At 46.9% G+C, this 22,995-nt stretch carries 27 protein-coding genes; 21 read left to right on the top strand and 6 right to left on the bottom strand.

The window, feature by feature from the left end; all coding sequences use genetic code 11:
• The 9 genes from OU814_RS29840 to OU814_RS29800 form a co-directional block, all read left to right on the top strand.
• The coding region (locus OU814_RS29840; protein ID WP_268243113.1) for a sigma-70 family RNA polymerase sigma factor at positions 1 to 631 on the top strand (631 nt) is incomplete at its 5' end.
• A 17-nt stretch (positions 632 to 648) separates the two neighbouring features.
• Positions 649 to 1,122, top strand: a complete 474-nt coding sequence (locus OU814_RS29835; protein WP_268243112.1) for a hypothetical protein — start codon at positions 649 to 651, stop codon at positions 1,120 to 1,122.
• Positions 1,119 to 1,586 carry a hypothetical protein gene (locus OU814_RS29830; RefSeq protein ID WP_268243111.1) on the top strand — a complete coding sequence of 156 codons (468 nt, stop codon included), beginning with the start codon at positions 1,119 to 1,121 and terminating at the stop codon, positions 1,584 to 1,586. Before OU814_RS29835 ends, OU814_RS29830 begins: the two co-directional genes overlap by 4 nt.
• A 3-nt stretch (positions 1,587 to 1,589) precedes the next feature.
• On the top strand, positions 1,590 to 2,450 hold the full coding sequence (locus OU814_RS29825; protein ID WP_017291772.1) for a hypothetical protein: 861 nt from the start codon (positions 1,590 to 1,592) through the stop codon (positions 2,448 to 2,450).
• Between the two features lie 18 nt (positions 2,451 to 2,468).
• Entirely contained in the window at positions 2,469 to 3,206 is a 738-nt protein-coding gene (locus OU814_RS29820; protein ID WP_268243110.1) for a hypothetical protein, read from the top strand.
• The gene (locus OU814_RS29815; protein WP_017291774.1) at positions 3,203 to 3,790 is read left to right on the top strand and encodes a hypothetical protein; all 588 of its coding nucleotides are present in this window, start codon (positions 3,203 to 3,205) and stop codon (positions 3,788 to 3,790) included. Before OU814_RS29820 ends, OU814_RS29815 begins: the two co-directional genes overlap by 4 nt.
• Positions 3,791 to 3,799: 9 nt before the next feature.
• On the top strand, positions 3,800 to 4,627 hold the full coding sequence (locus OU814_RS29810) for a ThiF family adenylyltransferase (protein ID WP_268243109.1): 828 nt from the start codon (positions 3,800 to 3,802) through the stop codon (positions 4,625 to 4,627).
• A gap of 3 nt (positions 4,628 to 4,630) precedes the next feature.
• The gene (gene holA, locus OU814_RS29805) at positions 4,631 to 5,581 is read left to right on the top strand and encodes a DNA polymerase III subunit delta (protein ID WP_268243108.1); all 951 of its coding nucleotides are present in this window, start codon (positions 4,631 to 4,633) and stop codon (positions 5,579 to 5,581) included.
• Positions 5,582 to 5,697: 116 nt separating this feature from the next.
• Complete coding sequence (locus OU814_RS29800; protein ID WP_268243107.1) at positions 5,698 to 6,252, top strand: hypothetical protein; 555 nt, start codon at positions 5,698 to 5,700, stop codon at positions 6,250 to 6,252.
• Positions 6,253 to 6,264: 12 nt separating this feature from the next.
• Here OU814_RS29800 and OU814_RS29795 read toward each other — a convergent pair whose 3' ends face one another.
• Both OU814_RS29795 and OU814_RS29790 read right to left on the bottom strand, forming a co-directional pair.
• Positions 6,265 to 7,500, bottom strand: coding sequence for a hypothetical protein (locus OU814_RS29795; protein WP_268243106.1), 1,236 nt, complete (start codon positions 7,498 to 7,500; stop codon positions 6,265 to 6,267).
• A gap of 80 nt (positions 7,501 to 7,580) precedes the next feature.
• Positions 7,581 to 8,102 carry an O-acetyl-ADP-ribose deacetylase gene (locus OU814_RS29790; protein ID WP_268243105.1) on the bottom strand — a complete coding sequence of 174 codons (522 nt, stop codon included), beginning with the start codon at positions 8,100 to 8,102 and terminating at the stop codon, positions 7,581 to 7,583.
• A gap of 166 nt (positions 8,103 to 8,268) precedes the next feature.
• Here OU814_RS29790 and OU814_RS29785 point away from each other — a divergent pair, with 166 nt between their 5' ends.
• The 8 genes from OU814_RS29785 (at position 8,269) to OU814_RS29750 (ending at position 14,719) form a co-directional block, all read left to right on the top strand.
• Complete coding sequence (locus OU814_RS29785) at positions 8,269 to 9,525, top strand: hypothetical protein (protein ID WP_268243104.1); 1,257 nt, start codon at positions 8,269 to 8,271, stop codon at positions 9,523 to 9,525.
• 230 nt (positions 9,526 to 9,755) lie between these two features.
• On the top strand, positions 9,756 to 10,781 hold the full coding sequence (locus OU814_RS29780; RefSeq protein WP_268243103.1) for an RRXRR domain-containing protein: 1,026 nt from the start codon (positions 9,756 to 9,758) through the stop codon (positions 10,779 to 10,781).
• A gap of 67 nt (positions 10,782 to 10,848) precedes the next feature.
• Positions 10,849 to 11,370 carry a DUF1257 domain-containing protein gene (locus OU814_RS29775; RefSeq protein WP_268243102.1) on the top strand — a complete coding sequence of 174 codons (522 nt, stop codon included), beginning with the start codon at positions 10,849 to 10,851 and terminating at the stop codon, positions 11,368 to 11,370.
• 18 nt (positions 11,371 to 11,388) lie between these two features.
• The gene (locus OU814_RS29770) at positions 11,389 to 11,580 is read left to right on the top strand and encodes a DUF2997 domain-containing protein (protein WP_017291783.1); all 192 of its coding nucleotides are present in this window, start codon (positions 11,389 to 11,391) and stop codon (positions 11,578 to 11,580) included.
• Between the two features lie 2 nt (positions 11,581 to 11,582).
• Positions 11,583 to 13,274: an AAA family ATPase gene (locus OU814_RS29765; protein WP_268243101.1), complete on the top strand. Its 1,692-nt coding sequence runs from the start codon at positions 11,583 to 11,585 to the stop codon at positions 13,272 to 13,274.
• Positions 13,275 to 13,283: 9 nt separating this feature from the next.
• A complete protein-coding gene (locus OU814_RS29760) occupies positions 13,284 to 13,493 on the top strand; it encodes a Ycf34 family protein (RefSeq protein WP_268243100.1) in 210 nt (69 codons plus the stop codon).
• 11 nt (positions 13,494 to 13,504) lie between these two features.
• Positions 13,505 to 14,305, top strand: coding sequence for a WGR domain-containing protein (locus OU814_RS29755; protein ID WP_268243099.1), 801 nt, complete (start codon positions 13,505 to 13,507; stop codon positions 14,303 to 14,305).
• Between the two features lie 156 nt (positions 14,306 to 14,461).
• On the top strand, positions 14,462 to 14,719 hold the full coding sequence (locus OU814_RS29750) for a helix-turn-helix transcriptional regulator (protein WP_036047136.1): 258 nt from the start codon (positions 14,462 to 14,464) through the stop codon (positions 14,717 to 14,719).
• A gap of 191 nt (positions 14,720 to 14,910) precedes the next feature.
• Here the strand turns inward: OU814_RS29750 and OU814_RS29745 are convergent, their stop codons facing one another.
• Genes OU814_RS29745 through OU814_RS29730 form a run of 4 tightly spaced genes read right to left on the bottom strand, consistent with a single transcriptional unit; the run spans position 14,911 to position 21,547 of the window.
• On the bottom strand, positions 14,911 to 18,045 hold the full coding sequence (locus OU814_RS29745) for an SNF2-related protein (protein WP_268243098.1): 3,135 nt from the start codon (positions 18,043 to 18,045) through the stop codon (positions 14,911 to 14,913).
• A 2-nt stretch (positions 18,046 to 18,047) separates the two neighbouring features.
• Positions 18,048 to 18,443: a type II toxin-antitoxin system VapC family toxin gene (locus OU814_RS29740; RefSeq protein ID WP_268243097.1), complete on the bottom strand. Its 396-nt coding sequence runs from the start codon at positions 18,441 to 18,443 to the stop codon at positions 18,048 to 18,050.
• 11 nt (positions 18,444 to 18,454) lie between these two features.
• Positions 18,455 to 18,727, bottom strand: coding sequence for a hypothetical protein (locus OU814_RS29735; protein WP_268243096.1), 273 nt, complete (start codon positions 18,725 to 18,727; stop codon positions 18,455 to 18,457).
• A gap of 18 nt (positions 18,728 to 18,745) precedes the next feature.
• Positions 18,746 to 21,547, bottom strand: coding sequence for a DUF1156 domain-containing protein (locus OU814_RS29730; RefSeq protein ID WP_268243095.1), 2,802 nt, complete (start codon positions 21,545 to 21,547; stop codon positions 18,746 to 18,748).
• A gap of 95 nt (positions 21,548 to 21,642) precedes the next feature.
• Between OU814_RS29730 and OU814_RS29725 the strand changes: the two genes are divergently transcribed.
• From OU814_RS29725 to OU814_RS29710, 4 genes are all read left to right on the top strand, one after another.
• The gene (locus OU814_RS29725; protein ID WP_268243094.1) at positions 21,643 to 21,969 is read left to right on the top strand and encodes a DUF433 domain-containing protein; all 327 of its coding nucleotides are present in this window, start codon (positions 21,643 to 21,645) and stop codon (positions 21,967 to 21,969) included.
• Positions 21,970 to 21,972: 3 nt separating this feature from the next.
• On the top strand, positions 21,973 to 22,314 hold the full coding sequence (locus OU814_RS29720; RefSeq protein ID WP_268243093.1) for a DUF5615 family PIN-like protein: 342 nt from the start codon (positions 21,973 to 21,975) through the stop codon (positions 22,312 to 22,314).
• Positions 22,315 to 22,448: 134 nt separating this feature from the next.
• Positions 22,449 to 22,616, top strand: coding sequence for a hypothetical protein (locus OU814_RS29715; RefSeq protein WP_268243092.1), 168 nt, complete (start codon positions 22,449 to 22,451; stop codon positions 22,614 to 22,616).
• A gap of 70 nt (positions 22,617 to 22,686) precedes the next feature.
• Positions 22,687 to 22,899, top strand: coding sequence for a hypothetical protein (locus OU814_RS29710; RefSeq protein WP_268243091.1), 213 nt, complete (start codon positions 22,687 to 22,689; stop codon positions 22,897 to 22,899).
• The last annotated feature ends 96 nt before the right edge of the window (positions 22,900 to 22,995 follow it).

The raw sequence follows: 22,995 nt of genomic DNA, 5'->3' as shown, positions 1-22,995 counted from the left end.
TATGCAAGCTGGCAGAATTGGACTTGATCGTGCAGCTGAAAAGTTTGATCCAAAACTGGGCTACAAATTCTCAACCTATGCGGTCTGGTGGGTGCGGCAATTTATTGCGCGTGAGGTGATGGACAACGGGCGTTCTGTTCGTATTCCGGTTCACCTCCATGAAAAGTGGCATCGGATGCACAAGGTTCATCGACAGCTAACAATTCGCCTTAGTCGCAGCCCAACGCGAGAAGAACTCGCCGCTGAACTCGAAGTGTTGATCGAGCAATTAACCAAGCTACAGGAGACGTTTCAATCGATTGATTCTCTCGATCGTCCCATTAATTCTGATTCGGATGATCCATTAATCAATTTCATTGATGAGCAAATCGACACGTCAGCCTATGAAACACCAATAGAATCTGTTGATCGAATGCTTCTGCGCGACTCGATCGAACAAGCACTGGAAGGCTTAACCCAAAAGCAGCAAACTGTAATACGACTAAGGCTTGGGCTAGATAGCGATCCGATGACACTTGAGCAGATTGGGCAAATTCTCAATCTAACTCGTGAGCGCATTCGTCAAATTGAAGCTAAAGCTAAAAAAATTCTCCAGCGTAATCCAAACCTTCAACAGTACTTTCTCAATTAATAGCTTTCTCAATGCCTATGACTTCTTCAACAGATGATTCAATTCCGCCGACTGAGCCAGATGTGAATGGCTCAGATTCGAGAGAACTAACTACTTCAACCGAGCCTGAAAATGCTGATTCTCTGCCCTCACTGCTATTTCTTACCTTCACACTCTTGCCTGATGATCAAGATCCAAATGGGCGACTCATTCTGCCTGGAATTCACAGTCCTGATGAAGTGGCTCACTTGCTTCCAATGTTTCGAGAAAACCAATTGGATGAGGTGCGATCGCATCTTCCAACTTGGATTTATGAATACGGACAAGTTCTTGCTCAACGCCAAATCGATCGAGCAAACACCGAAGCTGCCAAACCCAAGCTAGACCCAACTGCAAAACAGAAATCCTCGTCCTTCAACCAACGCCCTGAGCATATAGAATCGAGCAAAAAGCTAACCCCAGCCAAGGAAGTGAAAGGGACACAGCGCAGTTTATTTGACTTACCATCATGACGACACCAAACGAATCTACAGAGCCAACAATTTCAGTGTTCTACGATGGCGATCGTTCAGCGATTCAACTTCCAGCCGCGATCGCGAACAATGACGAAGCTCTCAAAAGCACCCTCAGCGCCTATGGAATTGCCAGCGCCCGAACTGCTAAAGTTCAACGAAACGAAGATGGCACAATTACTTTGATCAAGCAGGCTGGGCAAAATGGAGCGTCACTTGCTGCAATTCGGCAAATTTTGGAAGAGGCTCCTGCTCATCAAAATCCAGCGATCGCACTTTATCTGCAACTCCGCTATCAAAACTGGCAAAATGCTCTCACTCCGGAGTGTTTACTCATGATGCAAGAAAACATTCGCCAAGCCATGCACGAGGGCGAGATCGAGCAAAGAACGATTCAAACTGCATTGAGTCAACTCGATCGCAGAACGCCCTTACCTCTATCTCGACCATTCGCTGGCTTTTAAGCGATGTCTTACCCACCTCCCACAGTTCAAACCGTTCTTCCCATTTTGCCAATTCCGTCACTTTATGGGCATGAACTGGATTGGCTCAGAGCAATGGTTGTTGATCCAGACATTGCTCTAAGCTATTTAGAAACGGCTGAGTTACACCTCAAGCTGCGTTTTCTCTATCAGCATTTCTTCCCATTTGAATTTCGTCTGAGTACTGCAAGGCGTTACTGGGAGTCTGAGCAGCACAGTGAGGAAGAACTGGAGTTTTTTGCATTGATTCACGATCGACTTTTTTACCTACCTGTTGATGGTGATGAAGGTCTATGTACTGGCATTCCGATCTACTCAATCACGCCTGACTATTGGTACGACGAGTATGAATGGGAGGAGCTTGATATCCTAGAAAAACTCTTGCTAGGACTGTCCGAGCAGGTCGAGTGGGACATGGTTGAGCAAACATTTTTCGCAGTTCCGCTTTTGGCTCCGATCTCACCGAGCCAAATTGACTGGCAAAAATTCAAGCTCAATTGTGAATCAATGCCCGAGCCACTAAACTATTTTCACCTTGCAGTTCAGATGTTTGATCGCGATACTAACAATCCATTCATTGACAATCACGATTATGAATATGTCGATTTTTGGACGTGGAGTGTAGAAGCGATCGAGGAGCTAACTTATTACTATCGTAGAGCAATTCAGGCTCAGCAACACGTTCAAGTTTTAGTCGATTGGCTCACAGAGCGCCCTGCTCGGCTGATTCAACTGTTAGAACTCTGGAACCAGTCAGCAAAATCAATTCCGGCAGTTCCCAATATCAAAATTATGACCGCATCAGAGCTAAATCAGAATTGGTCAATTAGGCATGAATTTAGATGATTACCTCCAAATAGCAATATGACCATTTCATCCAATCTAATTCCTGAATTACTAGCTGATGCCCCGCGTCCGCTTATCAATGCTCAGGCAGAAATCATCTTTGCTGAGGATCAACTGCTTTATCATTATCGCGGCAAGAAAGGCGAACATCAGTATAAAGTGATCAGCCCATCAGCCGTTAAGCTTGCATTTGATCATCAAGAAGAAGATAGCGGTTGGCTTTCATCCAATGTTGTGCGACTTGGAAAAATGGGCGATCGACACTGGCTGATTCAAGTACATCCACCTCAACGCTACACACTAACCCTGCTCCTGGATTCTCAATTTCGTCCTGTCGATCAAGAGCGTGTTACCTTGACAATACCGCTACCTGGATTCGTTTTGTTTGCGATCGAGGCTCAAGTCTACCTTTGGGCGATCAAACAGAGCTTTGAACCCACGATTTCACTTTATCAGCCTCCACTCCCGAATGCAGCAAGTAACGGACTGCTGTGTTTTGGGCAGAATGAAAAACCGTTCGCAAATTCTCAAACGATTGATCGAATTTGGCAAACGTGGTGGGAGGGACTTTTCAACAGCCATCAAACAAACGGTAAATCAAAGCAATCTGAAGATATTCGATGGCAGTTGTGGAAGATCGCGAACTCAACGAAACGGAAATATCCCCTGAATGATCTATGCCCTTGCACTTGGAAAACTTGTGACGAGGCTTGTCACGCTATTTTGAATCACTCACCCCATTCTTGGCAACTATGACTCACTCACTGATCGGCTATCACTTTATTCATCAAGATAGCTTACCTCAACACTATGGCAGCATTCGAGATTACCTAATTGCAGGCAACGGTATTTTTATCCGTGCTGAACGACCTGACTTCAGCGCAATCATTCTAGTTCAATCGCTCTTGATTCCAGGGCTGAAATCAATCGCACCACGCCTTACGCTTCGTCGTCCTCGGATTAGTGCAAATTTAGTTACTCAAATGATTGGAATTGCAAACTCTCCTCGCCCCTTCGTCGAAACGCTATTCTATTTTCATTGGAGCCAGGATGAATGGAAATTAACTGTACCGTCTCAGATACAGACTCGCAATTCAGTTCAGCCAATTCTCTCTGAAGCATCCGACAATGATTATCAGACAGCGACGATCGAGGTTCATAGCCATCCGCCAAATGCAACGACCTTTTCAGCCGATGACACTCAAATCGCGACAGGCTTTCGGATTTTTGCCATCTTAGCGGACGTGGATACAGTTCCCAAGTTGATTACTCGTGTTGGCATTGATGGAATGTTTTGGTCAATTCCAGCGCATTGGGTTTTCGAGGTTTCAGAGTTTTAGGTAACGCTCATGCACATTATCAACACTGACTATCTAGAAGCTAAACCGATTTGGCTTGGCGAATTTGAGCGAGTATTATTGGTTCTCATTGGATGCGGTGGCAATGGCTCATACATGGCAGAAACGATCTCCAGGTTTTGCCGATTACTAACACAGCAAGGAAAACGCGCTCAAGCTTTGTTTATTGATCCGCAAGCTGTTGAAATCAAAAACATTCCCAGGCAGCGGTTTAGTGATGCGGAAGTTGGACTGAATAAAGCTCAAGTTCTGGCGGCTCGTTACTCATTGCTGTGGGGAGTTGAAATTCATGCTTATCCAACACTTTTCAATGCTGACTTACTCCAAGGATATTATAACTGGCTGATTTTCCTGATTGGCTGTGTGGACGACGGACTTGCTCGAAGTGAGATCGCACAATCTCTAAGTCAAAACTCTTCCTCTGATTTGCCGAAACGCTGGTGGCTAGATTTAGGCAATCATCGAGAATCCGGGCAAATCTTACTAGGCAGCGCTCCTACACCAAATCATCTGAGATGGGCATTTCAAACCCCTTCGCACTGTTTTACACTGCCATCCCCGGCTCTGGTACATCCTGAGATCCTTCTGCCTAGACCAGAGCAGCTAACCCATGCACCAATGAGTTGCGCGGAGATTGCCATACTGAATGCTCAATCTCAATCGGTTAACGGAATGTGTGCCACGATCGCATCTGACTACCTCAATCGACTGTTATTTGGACAGTTAAAGAAATGGGCAACGTATTTTGATTTGGAGACAGGAACCACTCAAACTCGGTATAACTCCCCGCAAACGATCGCGCAGTTTATGAATCGGTGAACCATGCCAGGTTACTACTTTTATGGCAATGATGAGTTTGCAATCGAGCAAGCCATCTATACGCTCAAACAGTCGCTCAATATTAATTCTCTCAATAGTTCTATTGTCCGAGAGTCAAAAGATCGTGAGTTACGCCAAGCGCTCGAAACTGCGTTGACTCGACCATTCGGGTCTGGAGATCGTTTTATTTGGGTGCGAAACTTCCCTGCCATTGCATTCGGTCACGCGCTCTACCCGTTGCTCAAAGGAGTCTTAGCCGCTCCGCTAAGCACAACACATCTGATCTTCAGCAGTTCTGATGCACCAACTCAATTATTCAAGCAATGCACCCAGATCCAAAAGTTCGATCGCCTCCCACCCTGGCAAACTGACCAGATTCATCAATGGATTCAAACTACTGCAATCCAATTCGGTTTAAGGCTTCGTTCAGATACGATTCAAGTTCTTCAGCAAGCGATCGGGAACGATTCTCGCGCTTTACACCATGCACTCGAAACACTCGTTCTTTACAGCAACGGCGATGACACTCAGCTAATCCCGGCTGTCGTTGGAGACTTAATCACTTCAACGACAGCAACCGCGCTTGATCTTGCTCAAGCCCTGCTGGAGAGCAATCGAGAAGAAGCTTTGCGACTATTGGCACAATTGATGACCCTGAATGAACCTGTTCTCAAAATTATTCGGACGTTAGCAAATCGATTTCGACTGTGGCTTTGTGTGCGATCGCTGATCGAAGCAGGACAACATAACAATGCTCAGATCGCCCAAATCGCCGAGATTCGCAATCCTAATCAAGTCTACTTTTTGCGCCAAATGCTGGGAAGTACATCAACCGATCGCTTATGTAATTGTCTGAATGCAATTTTGCACACAGAGTTTGAAATTAAATCAAGTTCGAGCAGTTCATCCAATGTGCTGCACTTGCTGGTATTTGAAATTTGTGATCAACCATAGGCAATCCCTTCAAAATGCTTCTGAAGATAGAGGAATAAGGTTTTAGAAATTTTTTCAATAAAAGAATCACTCACGAGTACAATGGCTTTTTGTTGTAGTGTGAGGGCAATTCAATCATGGCATTTTCAATTTTGGCAGAAGACACCAGAGCAAAACTTGAGCAGGAACGCGATCGCTTAATCAACGAACGCGATGCAATTATTGAAGCGGCTGTCACACAGGCAACCGCCGAGATTGATCAGACATTACAACAGATCAACCATTTATTGGGAAGTGATAGCCCTACTGAGACAGCAAGTAACAGCAAAAAAGCACCTACACAATCTAAGCCTAAAGCAGCACCCAAATCTCAGAAAGCTGCCGCAAAAGCGAAGCCCGTTGAAGTCGCATCAGAGCCGAAGGAATCAAAGTCTACTGCGACCACACAATCTTTGACCCTCAAGCGTACCTTCAAATCAATGACACCGACACAGGCAGTGCAGCAAATCATGCAGGGGGCAAGTGAGCCGATGACCACCGATGACGTGATCGGCTCGCTGTATCAATCGGTGAAAGAAGCGGATCTGAAAACTGCTCGAAAGAGTGTTGCCCTAATTCTCGGAAGAGGTTCCCACCAAGGCATTTATGAGAAAGTGCAGGAGAACCCTTCTCGCTATCAAATTAAAGCTTGAGACTCGTTTTTGCTAGTTGAACCAAGCCGCGAAGCCGAAAAAGCGTCCACCAAACACAGATAGAAGTTGTTGCCAAATATTAGCATCGGTCTGCTTACCTAGTTCCAGGTAGGGCACAGGTGCAGTGCCTTGTACCCATAGCACTAAGTCTAAGTTGCGCGGCTGCGTAAACACTTTGTTGAGATTGATCCCTCGAACTTCACGCGATCTCCAGAATGGAACGAGTTTTTTGCCCGCTAATAATTCTTCCGACTCACCGACAAAACTGAGCCAGCTATCAATCATCGCTTGGGTCACGACAGCATTAGGAATCACACCCTTCTGCTTCGGATTCGGCAACCATTCTCGATCGTTATCTTTCTCCGCGACAATCAGCCTCCAAGAGTCGCGACTGAGCGCCAGTGTGGTTTGTAGATGCTGTAGTGCAGTTGTCAGTCGCTGTGGCTCCAGAACCGGAAAATTGATCAGATGAAAGAATGCAACAACATCGACCAGATCGAGATTGTCGCCGTACTGAAACACCTTACGACCGTTTACTAGAAACGGATAAGGAGTTTGTGGTTTGGTGAACATTAGATGTGCCGTTGCATCAAACAATTGCTGCTCGTCGTAGGCGAGAACTGTTTCCCCGATCGCGGCTAATAAGTTGCAGTATCCCCGCAGCCAAGCGACATCTCCGGCATCGAAGTTGATCGTAAAAGCTTTTGCAGTTTGCTCAGTCGCTCGAATTCCGGTGATGCGAGTGAGAACATTCCAGAAGGATTCAGTATTGTCGAGCTTGCCATCCCCGTTGAAGTCCATTCGGGTTAGTCCCAGTCGGATCGGCAGCTTGATGGTGAGATCTTGAATCGGATCAAGCGTTGATCGTACTTTTGCAAGATCAGTCAGCAAGGTCTGAAGTATCTGCCGCGTCTCTTCATAGTTGACAGTTTGCGGATTGGGATTGGTTGGGACAGGTAGACGCAGAATCGGAAAAAAGCTAGTGAAGGTATTTTGGCGGAGTCCATAGCGATAGAGCGACTGCATCAGTCGTTCTGTTCCGTCCATCAATTGCAGTATACCGACACTGAAGCGAGTGCGATCGTCGTTGGGGGTTTGTTGTAATTTCGTCAGCAGCGCAGTTTCACCTGCTCGGAACTTGCCATTAATCAGATAAGATTCAAATTCTGGCGTTGCAGATTGACCATGCAAAGCGAAGGGAAACGCCAAGGAGATCAGTAACAAAATCAAACAGAGAAAGATTTGCATAAAATCTCACAGATGATCTGAGAAGCGAGGATGCTTTGTTATAGCTGCCGTCGTTTCTCAAAACTGAAAAGATGTGCCAGTTACTCGATCGTAGTCAAAGCCGTTTGATAAGCAGCCTGAACTTCGGGACTGAAGCACGCGAAAATCACTTTCTCGATCGTGCCATTGTCTTGCAGAAAGCTGACTACTTCACAAATCGCGATCGTACAAGCTTGCTCGATGGGATAGCCATAAATACCGCAGCTAATCGCTGGAAATGCAATCGTTCTCACGTGATGCAGAGTTGCCAATTTTAAGCTTTCACGGTAGCAAGAAGCCAGTAGTTCGGGTTCTCCTTGCGTGCCATCTTGCCAAACCGGGCCGACCGTATGAATCACAAACTTTGCGGGTAGCTGATAGCCTTCGGTAATCTTGGCTTGTCCAGTTTTACAGCCTCTAAGCATTCGACATTCTTCGAGGAGTTGTGAACCTGCGACGCGATGAATTGCCCCATCCACGCCACCGCCACCCAAGAGAGATGTATTTGCAGCATTCACGATCACATCGACTTCGAGCTTCGTAATATCCGCAATCCTGATTTCAAGTTTGTCGATCGCAGGCATCTAGATTTCCTCTCAATGCAACGAAGCAGAAGCTCTACCTTATGAGAATCATAGCCGAAGCAATCTCGCACTCGAAATCCTAATGATAAGAAGAAAATTAATATAGTTCATTTGTATTGATTTATCCAGACAATAGAAGTATTCTAAGAACAGAAAAACCAAAGTAATGATTCATTCTGCACAGCAGCAGTGCGATGTGTTTCAGGATTTAGCCATGCTAATTCTCGACCCGCCTTCGCAAACTCAACCTGTTGCAGAATCACAGCCTGCTTCGACTGCTAAAACTTCCAAAGCACCGACTGGTTTCACAATTCGGACGATCGAACGAGATTTACGTCTGTTTCACGAGGAGCGAATGTATTACGCAGAGATCAAAATCTGTGGCGGTGACTCACGAGTTGCTGTGATCGATGTCGAAGACTTCGCCCCACCTAGCGAAGTTCTGATTGCATGGCGAGCATTAGGGCGTAAAGCAAAACCGCCACAAATCAAGGTCTTTGAAGAACTGAAGCAAGCGATCGCAGATCTCACTGAAGAACGGCGCAAAATCTATGCTGAATGCACGATCGATCTACTCCCGTATCGTGCGATTCCTGGTTCTAGTTTTGGTCACTTTATTGATCGATTTCGAGCGTTGCAAGGGCTGAGTGTCGAAAAGCTCAATCAGGTTTTGGCAGCTTATCGATCGTCAAAAGAACGGTGGTTGCGTGAGGAAATTCAGCCGATGATCGCGGCAGGCCAACTGTGTGATGAGCAAACTCAGCGTCGATTAGAAGTCTATGCAAGACGCTATCCCAAAATCGAGAAAATTCAGCAGCGATTCGGTGTTCAACTGAAAGGTCCGTTCCGCCTTGAAAGCTTTCAAGATGCAGTTCAACGCGATACAGCCTTGAAGCAATTGGATTTGGAACGATCGCAAGCGCAATTAATGCTGACTCAATCTCAAGCAGAACAGCAAAAAGCAGAAACGGAAATTCAAATTGCACAATCTCAGGCAAATGCAGAACTGAATGCCTTACAGCAGGCATTCAGCTATCAACAGCAACAGATTAGAAGTGCGATCGATCAAAAGATCGTTGAGCTACGGAGTCAAATTCTCAAACTGCTCATTCACAACTTGCGAAAGCTTCTGAACAAAGACTACTGCCCTGGCAAACTTCCAACTGGACTAAAGCAACAGTTTCAAAGTTTGGCAGAAAGTGCTGCTGTTTTGTCTGAGCATGATCACTCACTTGCGGAGGTGCTGACTCACTTAAATCAAGTTCAATCAACTGCAACAAATCAGCGTTCTGAACATGATTTGCTGCGATCGCAAGCCAGCAATTTGTTAGCCGATCTCGAAGTAAAACTTCAAACTCCAGACCTCGATCGGATTGAATCAGAAGGCATTGATCGATCCGATTGGGTCGTATTCGGCGAGTAACCATTCAACTTGGAGAGTAACTGTCACGTACCCCGCGCTGAAGCGACGGGGCTTGAATAAGCTCAAGCCATAGAGCGAACTTCGAGACTAAACACGCGACTAGCTCAGTCCGAAAGGACAACTGAAGATTCTAGTACGTGGCAGTACAACCGACGCTAGGAACGCCTCCCTAATTTCTAGCCGCTCGGAATCTCAGTAGCGAAGGGAAGTACACAATGAGGCTTATCGCCATGCAATCTGTACCAGTTGTCGATAAAAATCAGCGTCCCTTGATGCCAACGACTGCACAACGCGCAGAACGTTGGATCAAATCTGGGAAAGCAACGCCATTTTGGAAGCGCGGTGTGTTCTGTGTTCGACTGAACGTAGAGCCTTCATCCCGATTCACTCAACCGATTGCAGTCGGGATTGATCCGGGTTCAAAGCGCGAAGCGTTCACGGTTAAGTCAGCAACTCGCACCTATCTCAACGTGCAAACTCATGCTGTTGACTGGGTGAAAGCGGCTGAGGAAGCTTCGACGAATATGCGACGTGCGAGACGGTTTCGTAAGACTCCATGCCGCAAGCCTCGGTTTAACCGGAAGCGGGGTGGAATTCCACCTTCTACGAAAGCGCGGTGGCAGTGGAAATTACGCATCTGTCATTGGCTGACAAAGCTGTTCCCTGTCATAGCTTTCGTCGTCGAAGACATCAAAGCGAAGACCTTCAAGAATGGTCGCAAGTGGAACATCATGTTTTCCCCGCTTGAAGTGGGTAAGAAGTGGTTCTATTCAGAGTTAGAGCGAATTGCAATTCTTCATACCTTGCAAGGTCACGAAACCGCAGAACTTCGGAGTCAGTTAGGACTCAAGAAATCAAAGCAGAAGCTATCAGACAAGTTTGAAGCGCACTGTGTTGATAGTTGGGTATTAGCGAACTGGTACACCGAAGGACACGATAAGCCTGATAACACTCAGTTAATCGTGATCATTCCGCTCCGGTTTCACCGTAGACAATTGCACCGATTTCAACCAGGTAAAGGTGCAATTCGTTCACCCTATGGTGGAACGATCTCGGAAGGGTTCAAGCGCGGTGGAATTGCTAGGCATCCAAAATACGGCATTGTCTACATTGGCGGCGCGTCCAAAGGTCGGGTAAGTCTGCATTCCCTCGAAACAGGTAAGCGGTTGACTCAGAACGCGAAACCTTCAGATACCAAGTTTTTGTCTTTTAACTCGTGGCGATTCTATGTCCCTGCCGAACAGGTAGGGGGATAAAGCCCCGCGTTGTGTTTTCCTCCCAGACCTGAAGGTGCTGGGTTTCCAACACTATCGGAGATTTCTTATGAGCCACTTTGCAACGATTAGCACTCAACTGAACAACCGAGATGCTCTGATCGAAGGATTGAGAGCATTACTGACTGAAAAAGGAATTGCTGCCAAAGTTGAAGTTCATGACCATCCGACTGCACTGATTAGCGACTACGATCGACGCAATCAAGCCCAAGCCGAAATTATCATTCGTCGCCAACATCTGCACACCCCCCAACGTCAAGCACAGTTAGATGTCGGCTTCCGATGGAATGAGCAGCAGGAATGCTTCGCGCTTGTGGCGGATGCTTGGGACTTTAACCAAAATGCGCTCGGTTTAGCCTTTCCGAGAACGCAACGACAAAAACGCACCCTTAGTTCGATCGAGCATTTTCGTGAAGAAGTGCAGTTTCACCATGACGAAGCAGTGATTCAGCATGACTATCCGGCACATCTTTGGACTCGTGAAGATGTAGTACTAGACGATGGCTCGATCGAAACGACGCTGACCCAAGTTGTTCAGATTTCAAGCGAAGCCGTTGGCAGTGCTTGGTAATTCATTGGAGGTAGATCAATGACTCAGATCAAAATTGTCCGCAAACGGGGACAAGCTATGAAAGTCGAAGTCATGGGGCATCAAGGAGCAAGCTGTACCCAACTGACAAAGCCGTTAACTCAACTGGGTGAAACCGAAGTGGAACTGAAACCCGAATACCACGAACAACCCGTTCAAGTGAACACTGATATCTCGATTGGAGGCTGGTAATAATGGCATTCGATGTCGCGCAACTGAAGCTGTATTTCAACGCCAAAATGTCTACGATCGCGATCGATACCCGAACTGCGTCGGAACCGGATCTCATTTTGAGATCGCTCGTCACAGAGTATGCCATCCCGAAGAACTTACAGGTGCTTCACTGGGATGCGTCGCTAGGCGTGAGTGGACTTGAAACGCTGACCCCGCAGTACAAAGGCAAACAACTCACCGGAGTGGTTGCTGTCCCAGGCGTGAAAATCGCGACAAATCTCCACATGGTTGAAGCGGTGTTGCGCTACATCGAATCTGCTTGTCAAACTCAAGCTAAAGGTGAATCCGATCAACAATCTCGCCCGACTCTATTTGTGCTACGAGATCTTTACCGCTACATTGCAGCTAGGGACTCAAATCCCGCTTTTGTGAGACTGTCGGTACGTGTGTTTAATTTGCTGAAGCGATCGCAAAACTCCTTGATCATTTTGCACGATGGTTTGCGAACACCGCCAATTTTCCAAGATCTGGTGGTGGATATGCAAAATCCCTTACCCTTAGCGACGGAGGCCGAGGCAATCTTTGAACACAGGCTCAAAGCCCTTCAACGCAGCGCTAAAGCTCAATCTCAATCGTTTGAAGTAAACTTGTCCGAAGACGATCGCAAACGTCTCATTCGCGCATTGCTCGGCATGACTCCCGAAGGCATAGATGACGCGATTCAACTGGTTGCAATCAAGCGTAAACGACTCGAAGCACAGTCGATCGATGACATTCTCGAAATCAAAAAGCAACAGTTTGCAGCACGCGGAATTCAATATGCCAAAGCACCCGATGTTCCAGTGAAAGGAATGCCCGTGCTGCAATCTTGGGCAATCACACAAGCAGCACTCCTAGAGCCAGAAGCACAGGAAAGCTGGAATCTACCTTTTCCGCGAGGTGTTTTACTCGTAGGCTACGGTGGAACGGGTAAAACACTCGGAATTAAGTGTCTTGCGAAAGAATGGGGACTGCCGATTCTGATCCTCGATACCAGTAAGCTCGTACAAAAAGAACTTGGAGCATCAGAAGAAAATCTCAGACAAACGATCGCAGCAGCCGAAGCAATGGCTCCCTCGATTCTATTCATTGATGAAATGGACAAAATGTTCGATGGTGGAACGGGCAGCGAATCTGATGGCGGGACAACAAAACGGATGTTTGGCTACTTCCTGCAATGGTTCCAAGAACATACCTCAGCGGTCTTCGTAGCAGCAACAGCAAACCGTCCCGGATGTTTCAAACCAGAACTTTTACGGCGATTCTCTGAGGTGTATCACGTTCCATTACCAAATTTAGCGGCTCGTCGTGAAATCTTCCAAGTTCAGATGCAACGCTACAAATTGCTGAGTCCTAATGCTGATCTCGAAAATCCAGCCGTTCAAGCCTTAATCGAACCGCTTGTCCGTCACACCGAGCGGTATACCGGAAGCGAAATTCACGACATCGTGTTTGCTTGTGCGGCTCAAGCCTATGCTCAACGCCGACCTGGACAAGTCACGATCGAAGATCTCCACGCGCAAATTGAACGCAAACCACCGCGATCCCTAGGTGATGCTGAAGAACTTGCAGCCCTCGATCGTTGGGCACGAAACGGACAAGCATTATGTGTTGCACCGGAGATCGAGGAGCAAATTGAAAGCGATCGCACTGTCGTTTGGGAAGAAAACTAGGAGGCTGCGATGTGTATTTGTGTGAATTGCCAATTTGTCGAGCGCTGTATTGCCTATCACCAAGTCGAAACCAGCCATCAAGAACCTCATCGAAATCTATCTCCTGATTTTCAGCCGCGTCAGCCTCAAATCAGAGTTCATCGGCAACCTACTCAGATGGAATTTGACGTTGTGAATTGCGGTAGTTTCCAATCACAAGAAAAATTTTCAAACGTTTGAGGAAATTTGACATGACTTCTCAGTGTCCAGATCTTTCGAGTGCGATCGCTTCGGTTCATCTGATTTGCGTAGACAGCCTTAGCAATCACAACAAGTTTTGGCAAGGTTATGTTTTACCCGATGGCACAGTCTTCGCGAAATATGGGCGAGTGAATTACAAGGGACAAACCCACTCCTACGCTTGCGGCAATGTCGCCAAGGCACAAACGAAATTACAACAAATTGTGCGGGACAAAAAAGCGAAGGGCTACATAGAGGCAGAAGTCGATCTCACTCCCAATCAATCGATCAATTTTGCAGTTCTTGGCAAACGCGCCAAATCGCTCAAAGCGCAAATTCAACACCTCGCAATTGATGCCGCAATTATTCACGAACAGACCTCAATTCGATTCAATCCAGAGAAAGGGCAGTACCAAACTGGATTAGGGGCAGTGACTCATCAAACGGTAGCTCACGCTCAAATCGCCCTTGATCACGTCTTGTATGCTCAGGAATCACGAAATAGACAGGACTTAGCTCAGGCGGTTGAGGCTTATTTGCGCTTGATCCCATTGCCTGTTGGAATGTCGCTGAACCCTACAGCATTAATCGGAAACATAACTCAGGTTGAAACTCAGCGACACGTTCTAGAAACTCTGAAAATAGGACTCGATCGCATTGCTGAAATTCGCAGACAAATCCAGGTTGAACTCGCTGCCCAAGTTGTTGAGCAAACGGAGCGATCGTTCTGGATGAACTGGGGTGAAACAGAAGTAGCCGGAATAGAAATTGAATTCAGCGACACGCGCTCAGATTGTGTATTGTGGGACTAAACGGAAAAAATTCTAATGATCCATGCCCTTAGATAAGTCTAATATCTTGGACTTTTCCGGTGGATCGGTACTTCCAAAGGCAGTACCAGTCTGGATTTGCGCCCATAATCTAAAATTTGGGGTATGCTGGTTTCACGTCGATTCATGGTTTACCCAATGAACCTGCCTGTCTCTGCTTCTACATTCGCTGAATGGCTGCACTTCCAGCGACATAAGAAGGGTATTCGCCAGAAAGAACTGGCGAAGGCGTTGAACATTAGTCACAAAACAGTGAGCGCGTGGGAGACAGGCTACAGCATTCCAAAACTCAATCCTGAGCAAACTAAAATTCTCTGTGAAATGTTGGAGTGCTCGTTTGAGGAGTTAGCAGAAGCGTTTGCTCAGTCTCAAGCCATTGAGCGTGTTGCTTCTTGAGGTCAGAAAATTGATTTTTGATATTACATTTTGTTACAATGCGCCACTCGATTTTAAAAATGGCATCGAAGTGCAGTTCTCTTACGATCGAATCTGAAGTTGCCCTAGAATTGTAACTTTACAAAAGCAAGGGTTCTTGTGTAATCCATCAACAGTAGTTACAGAAGAATAGAATTGCCTTCTAAATTGCTCTATTTATTGATGGACGGGAGCACTTGATTCAGAATGTTCTCTAGCAGCGGATCTCCAGAAAGCATCAATCGCAGCGAAGGTTGCTCGTCATACTTTGCTGGATTAAAGGTAATGAGATGGTGTTGATGCCGATCGCTCAATTTCCATACGTCTTGGCTGACTTGCTCAAAGTCAAAGCCGCGAGATTGTAGGAGTTTTGAGGTTGTCAGCAACGTCTTGATTTCGTCGATCGACATCGGAGCCGATGCCATCGGTTGTCGCATGATCAATAAGTCCGCCTGCACATCCATCTCGACCATTTCATCAATTTCGGGACGCAGCGGCGGCGATTCTAAAACTGTTTCAAACTCAGACAACAGCACGTCTTCTTCTTCAGGATCAGCGCTGTTCAACGCTCGCTCGATAAAAGTCGGGACTTTCGCCAGAATCGGCTGAAGTTTTCCTACGACCGTTGAGAACGCATCAATGCGATCGCGCAATTTACGATACACTTTCGCTTCAACAGTCCCGTCGTAGTAAAAGTTATGAATTCGCACGGTTGGATAGCGCTGACCAATACGATCGATTCGTCCAATGCGTTGCTCGACTCGCATGGGATTCCAGGGCATATCATAGTTGATCAAAACACCGCAAGTTTGTAGATTTAAACCTTCACTGGCAGATTCAGTACATAGAAGAATTTTAATCTCACCTTTGCGGAATCGCTTCTTGATGTCTTCTTTCGGTACTATTGTCCATTCATTGTTGCGGTAAAGCTCTCCGCCTCGTCCAGAATAGCAAGCGAGTTGATTTCCAAAGCTAGAGCGCAAGAACTCGCGCAGATAGTCCATCGTGTCGGTGTATTGCGTGAAGACGATCGCGCTATCGCGGGTGTTTAACTCTTGTCGCAGTTGAGTCAAAAATTGAGCGCACTTGGTGTCTTCGCCTGTGTTCTCAAACTGTTGGAGTAGGTCTTGTAAATATTCAATTTCTCGTGGATGGACTGGCTCGAAGAATGTTTTTAAGCCATCGATTACCGCATCTTCAGCTTCATCAAGTTCGAGCAAATCATCGGGAGTAAGGCTTGTTTGCTGTCCAGTTTGTAGGTCACTCAATCGACGGGAGAGCGATCGCTCGATCGCATAAAACGAGCTAGTGAGCCGTTTGCGATACAAAGTCATCAAAAAGCCTAATGCTTTGCGGTTTTCTTTCTGGGCTAGACGATAGAAATGACGTACATAATCACTCACTGCCCGATACAGTTCAGCTTCGCGGGTCGATTCTAAAACTACTGCATTGTCCCACACCTCCCGCACTGGAACATCTTTTTCGAGAACGCCCAACTTGTAATACTGTCTGAGTGTATCGCGGGTGTGGCGAAACATGAGATCCTTGAGCGGGGTGTTGACTGTAAGAAATTGTCGAGAGGCGGTGATGAAGGCTTCCTCTTTGGTTTGATTTGGGGTAATGCGGATTCGTCCTTTTTGCCAGATATCTTCGAGCTTGTAGGCTAGGAGTCGATCGCTTTTCGTTAGATGCTGCTGCAATCGTGGACAGGGTTGACCGCCTTGAGCAAAGTAATCAGTAGACATCTGCTGCCAAAAGTTTAGGATGTGTGAATCGACTTCGCTGGCAATGTGTTTGAAGTAGTCGCAGAAGTTATCTGCATACTGCCAATGTCCTTTCAGTCCGAGTAGGTTGAGTAGATCAAAGACCTCGATCGGGTCAATCTGCATCGGAGTAGCTGAGAGTAGCAATAAAGCTTTAGTTCTATCCTTTAGCTTTTGCATCAACTCTAATAGTCGATTTGGGGTTTCCTTGCGATTCTGCGGCGATTTGCGACGAGCATGATGGGCTTCATCGAGAACCACCAAATCCCACGGTTCGGAGTCTAGAAGTTCTTGCATTCGTTCTTTGCGGCGCACGAGATGACTAGAAGCCAGAATCAAGTTCTGTGTGTTCCACGGATTTTCAGCGAGGGGAATGGACTGCTTGAATGGGTCTCGCAGTTCGCCTTGGGCTAAGCTCCAGAAGTGCAGATTGAATTTTTCACGCAGTTCGTCTTGCCATTGGGGTTGGACACTGGCGGGAGCGAGAACTAAAATACGCTGTGCTTTTTTCGAGAGAATCAGATAACGCAGAATTAAGCCCGTCTCGATCGTTTTTCCTAGTCCAACTTCATCGGCAATCAATCCGTTGCGCGGAAACTCTTCGGCATAGCGGCGGAGAATTTTGATTTGGTGAATCCAGGGCTGGATCGGAATTGTTTTGAGCGTGAAATCGAGGCAGCCTGGATGCTCGTGTAGCGTTGCGAGTTTCTCGAACTGCTCGATTTCGTGCTGATAGTCTTCAAGTTGAGGGACTGTGGGCTGAATTTCCAGAGGGACTTCGGGTGCAATCTCTCTTTGATCAAACTCGATTTCTTGGCTCCAAGTAGGCTTATGTTTCGGAACATACTGCAACAGTCGCCGCTTTACGGCTTCTGGAACTTCAAACACTCGGACATTTGCGGTTTGATTGTTCCAGAGCTTCTCAAAGCGATCGCACTCTAATTCCACCCGTTCTAAATCTCGTCCACCTTCCCAAGCCAGATAGACATGGAAAGATTCAACATTGGCATACCAGCCGCCGATCGATTCATTATTCGAGCCGCTAAAAGCTAGACGATCGCCGTTGCCGTCAGTAATAATGCCAACCTTTTCATGAAATAGACGATTTGGATCAAGCTGTTCGCTGCTATTTTCAGGTATGCCATCGGACTTAAGCGGAACGGCAATGCGGATATCAAGATAGTGATTTTGGATCAGCCAGCTTAAGATCTCAAAGTGTTTGAGTTGGGCGAAGTTGCTGGGGGGTTGGAGATCTTGAGTTAAGCGATCGCTTAATGCCGATCGAAGTTCATAACCTTTCTGAATTGCTTGTAGGTCAGTCGGACTAAATTGGCAACCCATGATTAGTCGCATTTGTCCAGCGTTGTCGAGCATTGGGCCGAGTCCACGGGCGACTTTGCTGAGAATCGCACTGTTGAAAAATCCGGCTTTGCGATCGTACTTCACCGCACATTCCAGCGCTGGAATATAGAAATCAGCAACGGGGTTGTTTTCGTCGCTAGAGTAGCTAATTTTCCATCGGTGATTTTGTAGGGATCGAGGCATCATTATGGCTCCAGCCAGTCTTCAAGCTGTAAGTTCGCGATATTCTCAAAGTGGCGCGTATTGTTCGCCACTAAAATAGATTGCCGTGAGCGAGCAACTGCTGCAATCAGTGCATCGACCTCACCTGTAGGCTTACCAATGCGTTTAAGTTCAACTTGAATTCTGCCAAACTCTTCAGCAGCGGCTAAATCAAATGATTCAATCGCTAGGTAAGTCGTCAAATCTGCAAGTGATTGCAGATTGTCTTGCAGACGTTGGGAGTCGAGAATGCCCTTGTAGAGTTCTGCGACAACGATCGTCGATGTATAGCATTGCGGAAATGCTCGGTTAAATCGAATTGAGGCTCGACGATTGCCCTTCATCAATGCACTGCAAATATTAGTATCCAGTAAATACACGAAGCTTCACCTTAGTCATCAAATGAATCAATCTGCCGACCTCGATAAGCGTGTCGCTCTCGATCAATTTCAGCAAAAATCTCATCTAAGTCAGGCTGGTTTTTCCACGCTCCAAATAACTCATTCAGCTTTGTCAAACGCTCCTCATCGCTCAAAGGCTGCGCTGGTGAATGGTGAGGAGCCGAGAGAATTTCAACTTCGACACTGACCTCCGTTCCATCTGGTGCGTTCACTTGCTCTAGTAATTCGATCGTTTGTCCGCGTAAAATTCCTTTCACTTTCATGGCATAACCTCCATCGATTTAAAACAAACTCTGCTGCACATCGCCTAAGTCTAATTCTGGCTGTTCGTAGCGGACTTTGGCTTTGATTTCGTCCATTGCCAGCCACAGATCGGCAAGCGCTTTTTCTTCGGGCATTCGTTTGCGATCGTCCCCAATATGTGGAATCACGCGCAGGGTGACTTCCCAGGCACGCATAAATAAATCGTTGCTCAAAAGTCCGGTAGTTTTGAGGAAGCGGCGGACAGGATCAATGGATTGTTCTTCGAGGTAGATGGCGATCAGGGCGTGGAGTCCGTCGATGAGCGAGGTGAGGGTGAAGTCTTCGGGGTTGGTGGAAAAGGCGCGTTTTTTGAAGCGCTGGTCGGGGGTGAGCAGTTTGCAGATGCCGCTGGTGGAGTCGAGGAGTTTGTGGGTTTTGGCGAGGTCGGAGACGTTGAAGCCTCCGACGGCGAGGGCAAGCTGGCGGGCTTCATCGAAGGGGAATTCGCGGGCGCGGAAGGCATCCCAGGCGAGGATGTACCAGGTGGTGAGGGGGTCAAAGCCGAGGGTGTCGGTTTGGGCGAGTTTGCGGAAGCGGTAGTTGGCGACGGCTTTGCGGGCTTCGGAGAAAGCTTGTTCGGGGCGGACTTCGTTGCCGGAAGTGTCGAGGATCGGGGAGTGGCGGGAGAAGACGTTGAGGGCGGGTCCGAAGGCGGAGAGGTAGAGGTCGATGCCGTCGATGTCGTTTGCCTCGAATTCGGGGGCGCGTTGTTCGACGAGGTTGGCGACTTGGGGGCGGAGGTCGTCCCACCAGGCTTGTCCTGAGTTGGGGTCGCGTTTGCGGCAGACGAGGAGGACGGTGCTGGAGACGGAGTTTTTCTGGGCTTGGTGGAGGTTTTGGGGGTTTTCGGTGCTGACTGACCAGGAGGCGGTGATCTCGAAGCCTGCATCAATGAGGGATTTGGCGAGGACATCCCATGCGCCGGAGTCTTTGTGATTGAATTGGACGGTCATTACGCCGTCGTCGCGCAGGACTCGATGGTATTCGGCGAAGGCAAGCGCCATTTTTGCTTCGTAGTCTTGGTTGGCAAGTTCTTCGGGAGAGATGCCCATGTTGCGAAAACGACCGGGATTTGCGATCGCTTCATTGTCTTTATCAGTCAGTTCATTGAGGAATAAATTAGGAAAGATGTTTAGCAGACTTGCTCTTAACCAGACATAGAAGAAGTCTGAAATTTCACCGTATCGTATTGCGTCATAGTAGGGTGGATCAGTAACTACGGAAAGTAAGGATTTATCTGGAATGTGACTTAAATTGTCGGCAGAAGCCATCTCAATTCCGACTGAGTTTGAATCTAGACGTTCAATGTCTGGAATGCTTAAACTCCTTACCTGAGTACCAAATAAATTACATAGTTCTACGTAAGTTGATGAAAATCCAGCAGCACATGATTGCCATAACTCTGATGCACCGTTGAGTTCAGGGTAATTCCACATCAAACTCAAAGTATGCTGTGTTGATGCTCTTTTAGCTCCTGCTCTACCAGATTGCCAGTGAGATAATCTACAGTTCTTATCCACACACAGATCTAGAAGAAGTGAGAGATATGTAAGAACTGCCTCTTTTTGATTGTTACTACTGTCAATCAAATCCTTGACAATATCAATAATTTCAACATAGGTAGCAAGAGTCAAAAGTTGGCGAGGATTAAATACTTCCTGCCACCTGTACATACCGTACAAATACATATCCGGTCCCCTATGAGTATTAGATGGGATCTCCTGGCTAGGCATAAACCCTAGTGACTCTAGTTCATTTCTTCGGTTCTCTAAAGTTTCAACTGCTCTAGTAAAAGCAGCATGGTCTACGTCAGTAGGGAGCCTAAAATCTAAGGAGTTATCTAAACCTCTATAAGCAATTGCGTATAGCTGATGTCCTAATCTATATGTTTGAGCATAGGACTTTATAAGTTCGTCCTCAATTACATTCTTACAATTAGTACATGAGCCAACCCCTCTACTAAGAGTAGCTTGCTGTGTTGGGTCGTATTCATCATTACTAATTGCAATAGTGTTTCCTTTCCCTTTCTTACCTTTGACAATGGTAAACTCAACTTTCTTCTCTTCAAGATCAGGAATAGGCTTGACAGCGCACCACTTATGTAGATTCTGTTTTTCAGGACGATTATACAGCCACCAGTTGGGACTTAAAGGCACTATTGAGCTACAGTTTGGGCATCGAATTGTATGTGCCCAAAAATAAGTCTCTACTTTCTCTCCAGGCAATGATGGGAAAAACTCAGCCAGTCGCTTCTCTGCCTCATTTCCAACCCATTTCACCCATTTATCGATATCCTGCTGCAAATCAGGACCAAACTTCAGCGGATACTCAATAGCCGCTTTCATCGTCACCACTGCCACCGGATTCAAATCCGAAGCCAACACCTTTAACCCATACCGCGCCGCCTCAAACGGAATACTCCCGCCCCCCGCAAACGCATCCAGCACAACAGGCGTTTTCGTTCCCCACTGTTGCTCACAAAGTTCCTGCACCTTCTTAATTCGATCAGGCGAAGGCGGAGTCTTATACAGCTTCGTCGTCTTATCCTGCATTCCCGCGACTCGCCGATTCAGGCCCAGTAGATATTCAAACTCCTCGATCGTCACTCCCTCGGGTAACAGCGATCCCAACACCGAAGCCCGACTAAACGACAAGGGTTTGCGCGAATACCACCGATGCAACCCCTTAAACGGATTCCCCCCATGCTCGTAATACACCTGCTCATTGAGGAGCTTCACAGGCATAATCTTCTCGATAAACACAGGCTTCCGGGTCGTCATAATCGAACTCTCATCGCTGTCCGTTGATATTTTAGACGGTCGATCGCGGTTACGCCGATTATCCTTAGATTAGAGTGATTTTTGGAACCTGCTTCATGCCACTGCAAGATCTCCAACCCCAACTTCTCGCGCTCAGTCCTGCTGAAAAAACCCAAGCGATTCAACTCTTAATCGAAAGCCTCAGTGACACTTGGACAGGCATCGAGAAAACTCCGGGTGTCTGCGGTGGAGATGCCCGAATTGCAAATACTCGCATCCCCGTTTGGGTACTGGTTCGAGCGAGACAACTCGGCAACACAGATGCCCAAATTCTGACCAATTACCCCACCATTACAGCCACGGATCTGAGTAACGCTTGGCGCTATGCAGAGGCGCATCTAGGAGAAATCGAGCAAGCGATCGTAGAAAACGAGGCAGCGTAATCCGTGGCACGACTTTACGCAGACGAACAGTTTCCTTTCCTGACGAGCGAACACCTGCGCCAACTTGGACACGACGTTTTAACCGTTCAGGAGGCAGGCAAAGCGAACCAAGGTATTCCTGATGATGAAGTTCTTGCGTTTGCCACCGAGCAAGCACGAGCAATTCTGACGCTCAATCGTCGCGACTTTATTCGCCTTCACAATCAAAATCTAAATCACGCTGGCATTATTGCTTGTACAGATGATGTTGACAAAATTCAGCTTGCAGAAAGAATTAGTGCTGCGCTCCAATCAGAAGAAACACTTGAGGGTCAACTCATCCGAGTTGTACGCCCCTCTCGTTAAAAGCGATCTGAGCCGCAGCATCGTTCATTAATATCCTATGGCTGTCGATCAACTTTCGCAGATTATTACCGATTTACCTCTTGCTCTCATAGTACCCATGAACTATATTGAGTAAGTAGTTTACAAGTACTATGATGGAACAGCAATCATCAAGCTCTGGAAACTCTTCGTCACAGATTGATTTAGATGACCGAGGACAAACTCCAGAAGAGCAAGTTAGCTCGATCAAAACAGAAGTAGAAGACCTTTCTCAAGATTTTAAGGAGGAACAGCAAGCACATCTTTCCAGTACTGCAAAGTAGCAATTTATTTTTCCGGTTCATTCTGCAACTCAGAGAATAAGAGAGAGTCCTCTTTTGACTCTGAAAATTTATGGATGATCTGGATCTTAATGATTTTGGACCGACTGTTGAAGAGCAGCTTCATGCACTTCTAGATGAGCTTGAAGAATCCCTACCTGACATTTGTGAAGCTTTACAAGATGCTTGGAATGAGAACCGGAATACAATTCGAGCTTCCTACGAACTGATGAGTCGCTTCAGGGCACTCAAAACTCAGTACTGTCCAAGTGTTGTTTTTAGGTAGCACAACTAACCTCAATTGCTTCTATGTGGCAATGTCAGGGTGTAACTATCCATCCTATAGATTCACAGATTTGCCTACCAAATCGATAACTTCATC

Source organism: Leptolyngbya sp. GGD (assembly GCF_026735145.1).
GTDB lineage: Bacteria > Cyanobacteriota > Cyanobacteriia > Leptolyngbyales > Leptolyngbyaceae > Leptolyngbya > Leptolyngbya boryana.
This window is presented reverse-complemented; position numbering and strand designations above follow the sequence as displayed.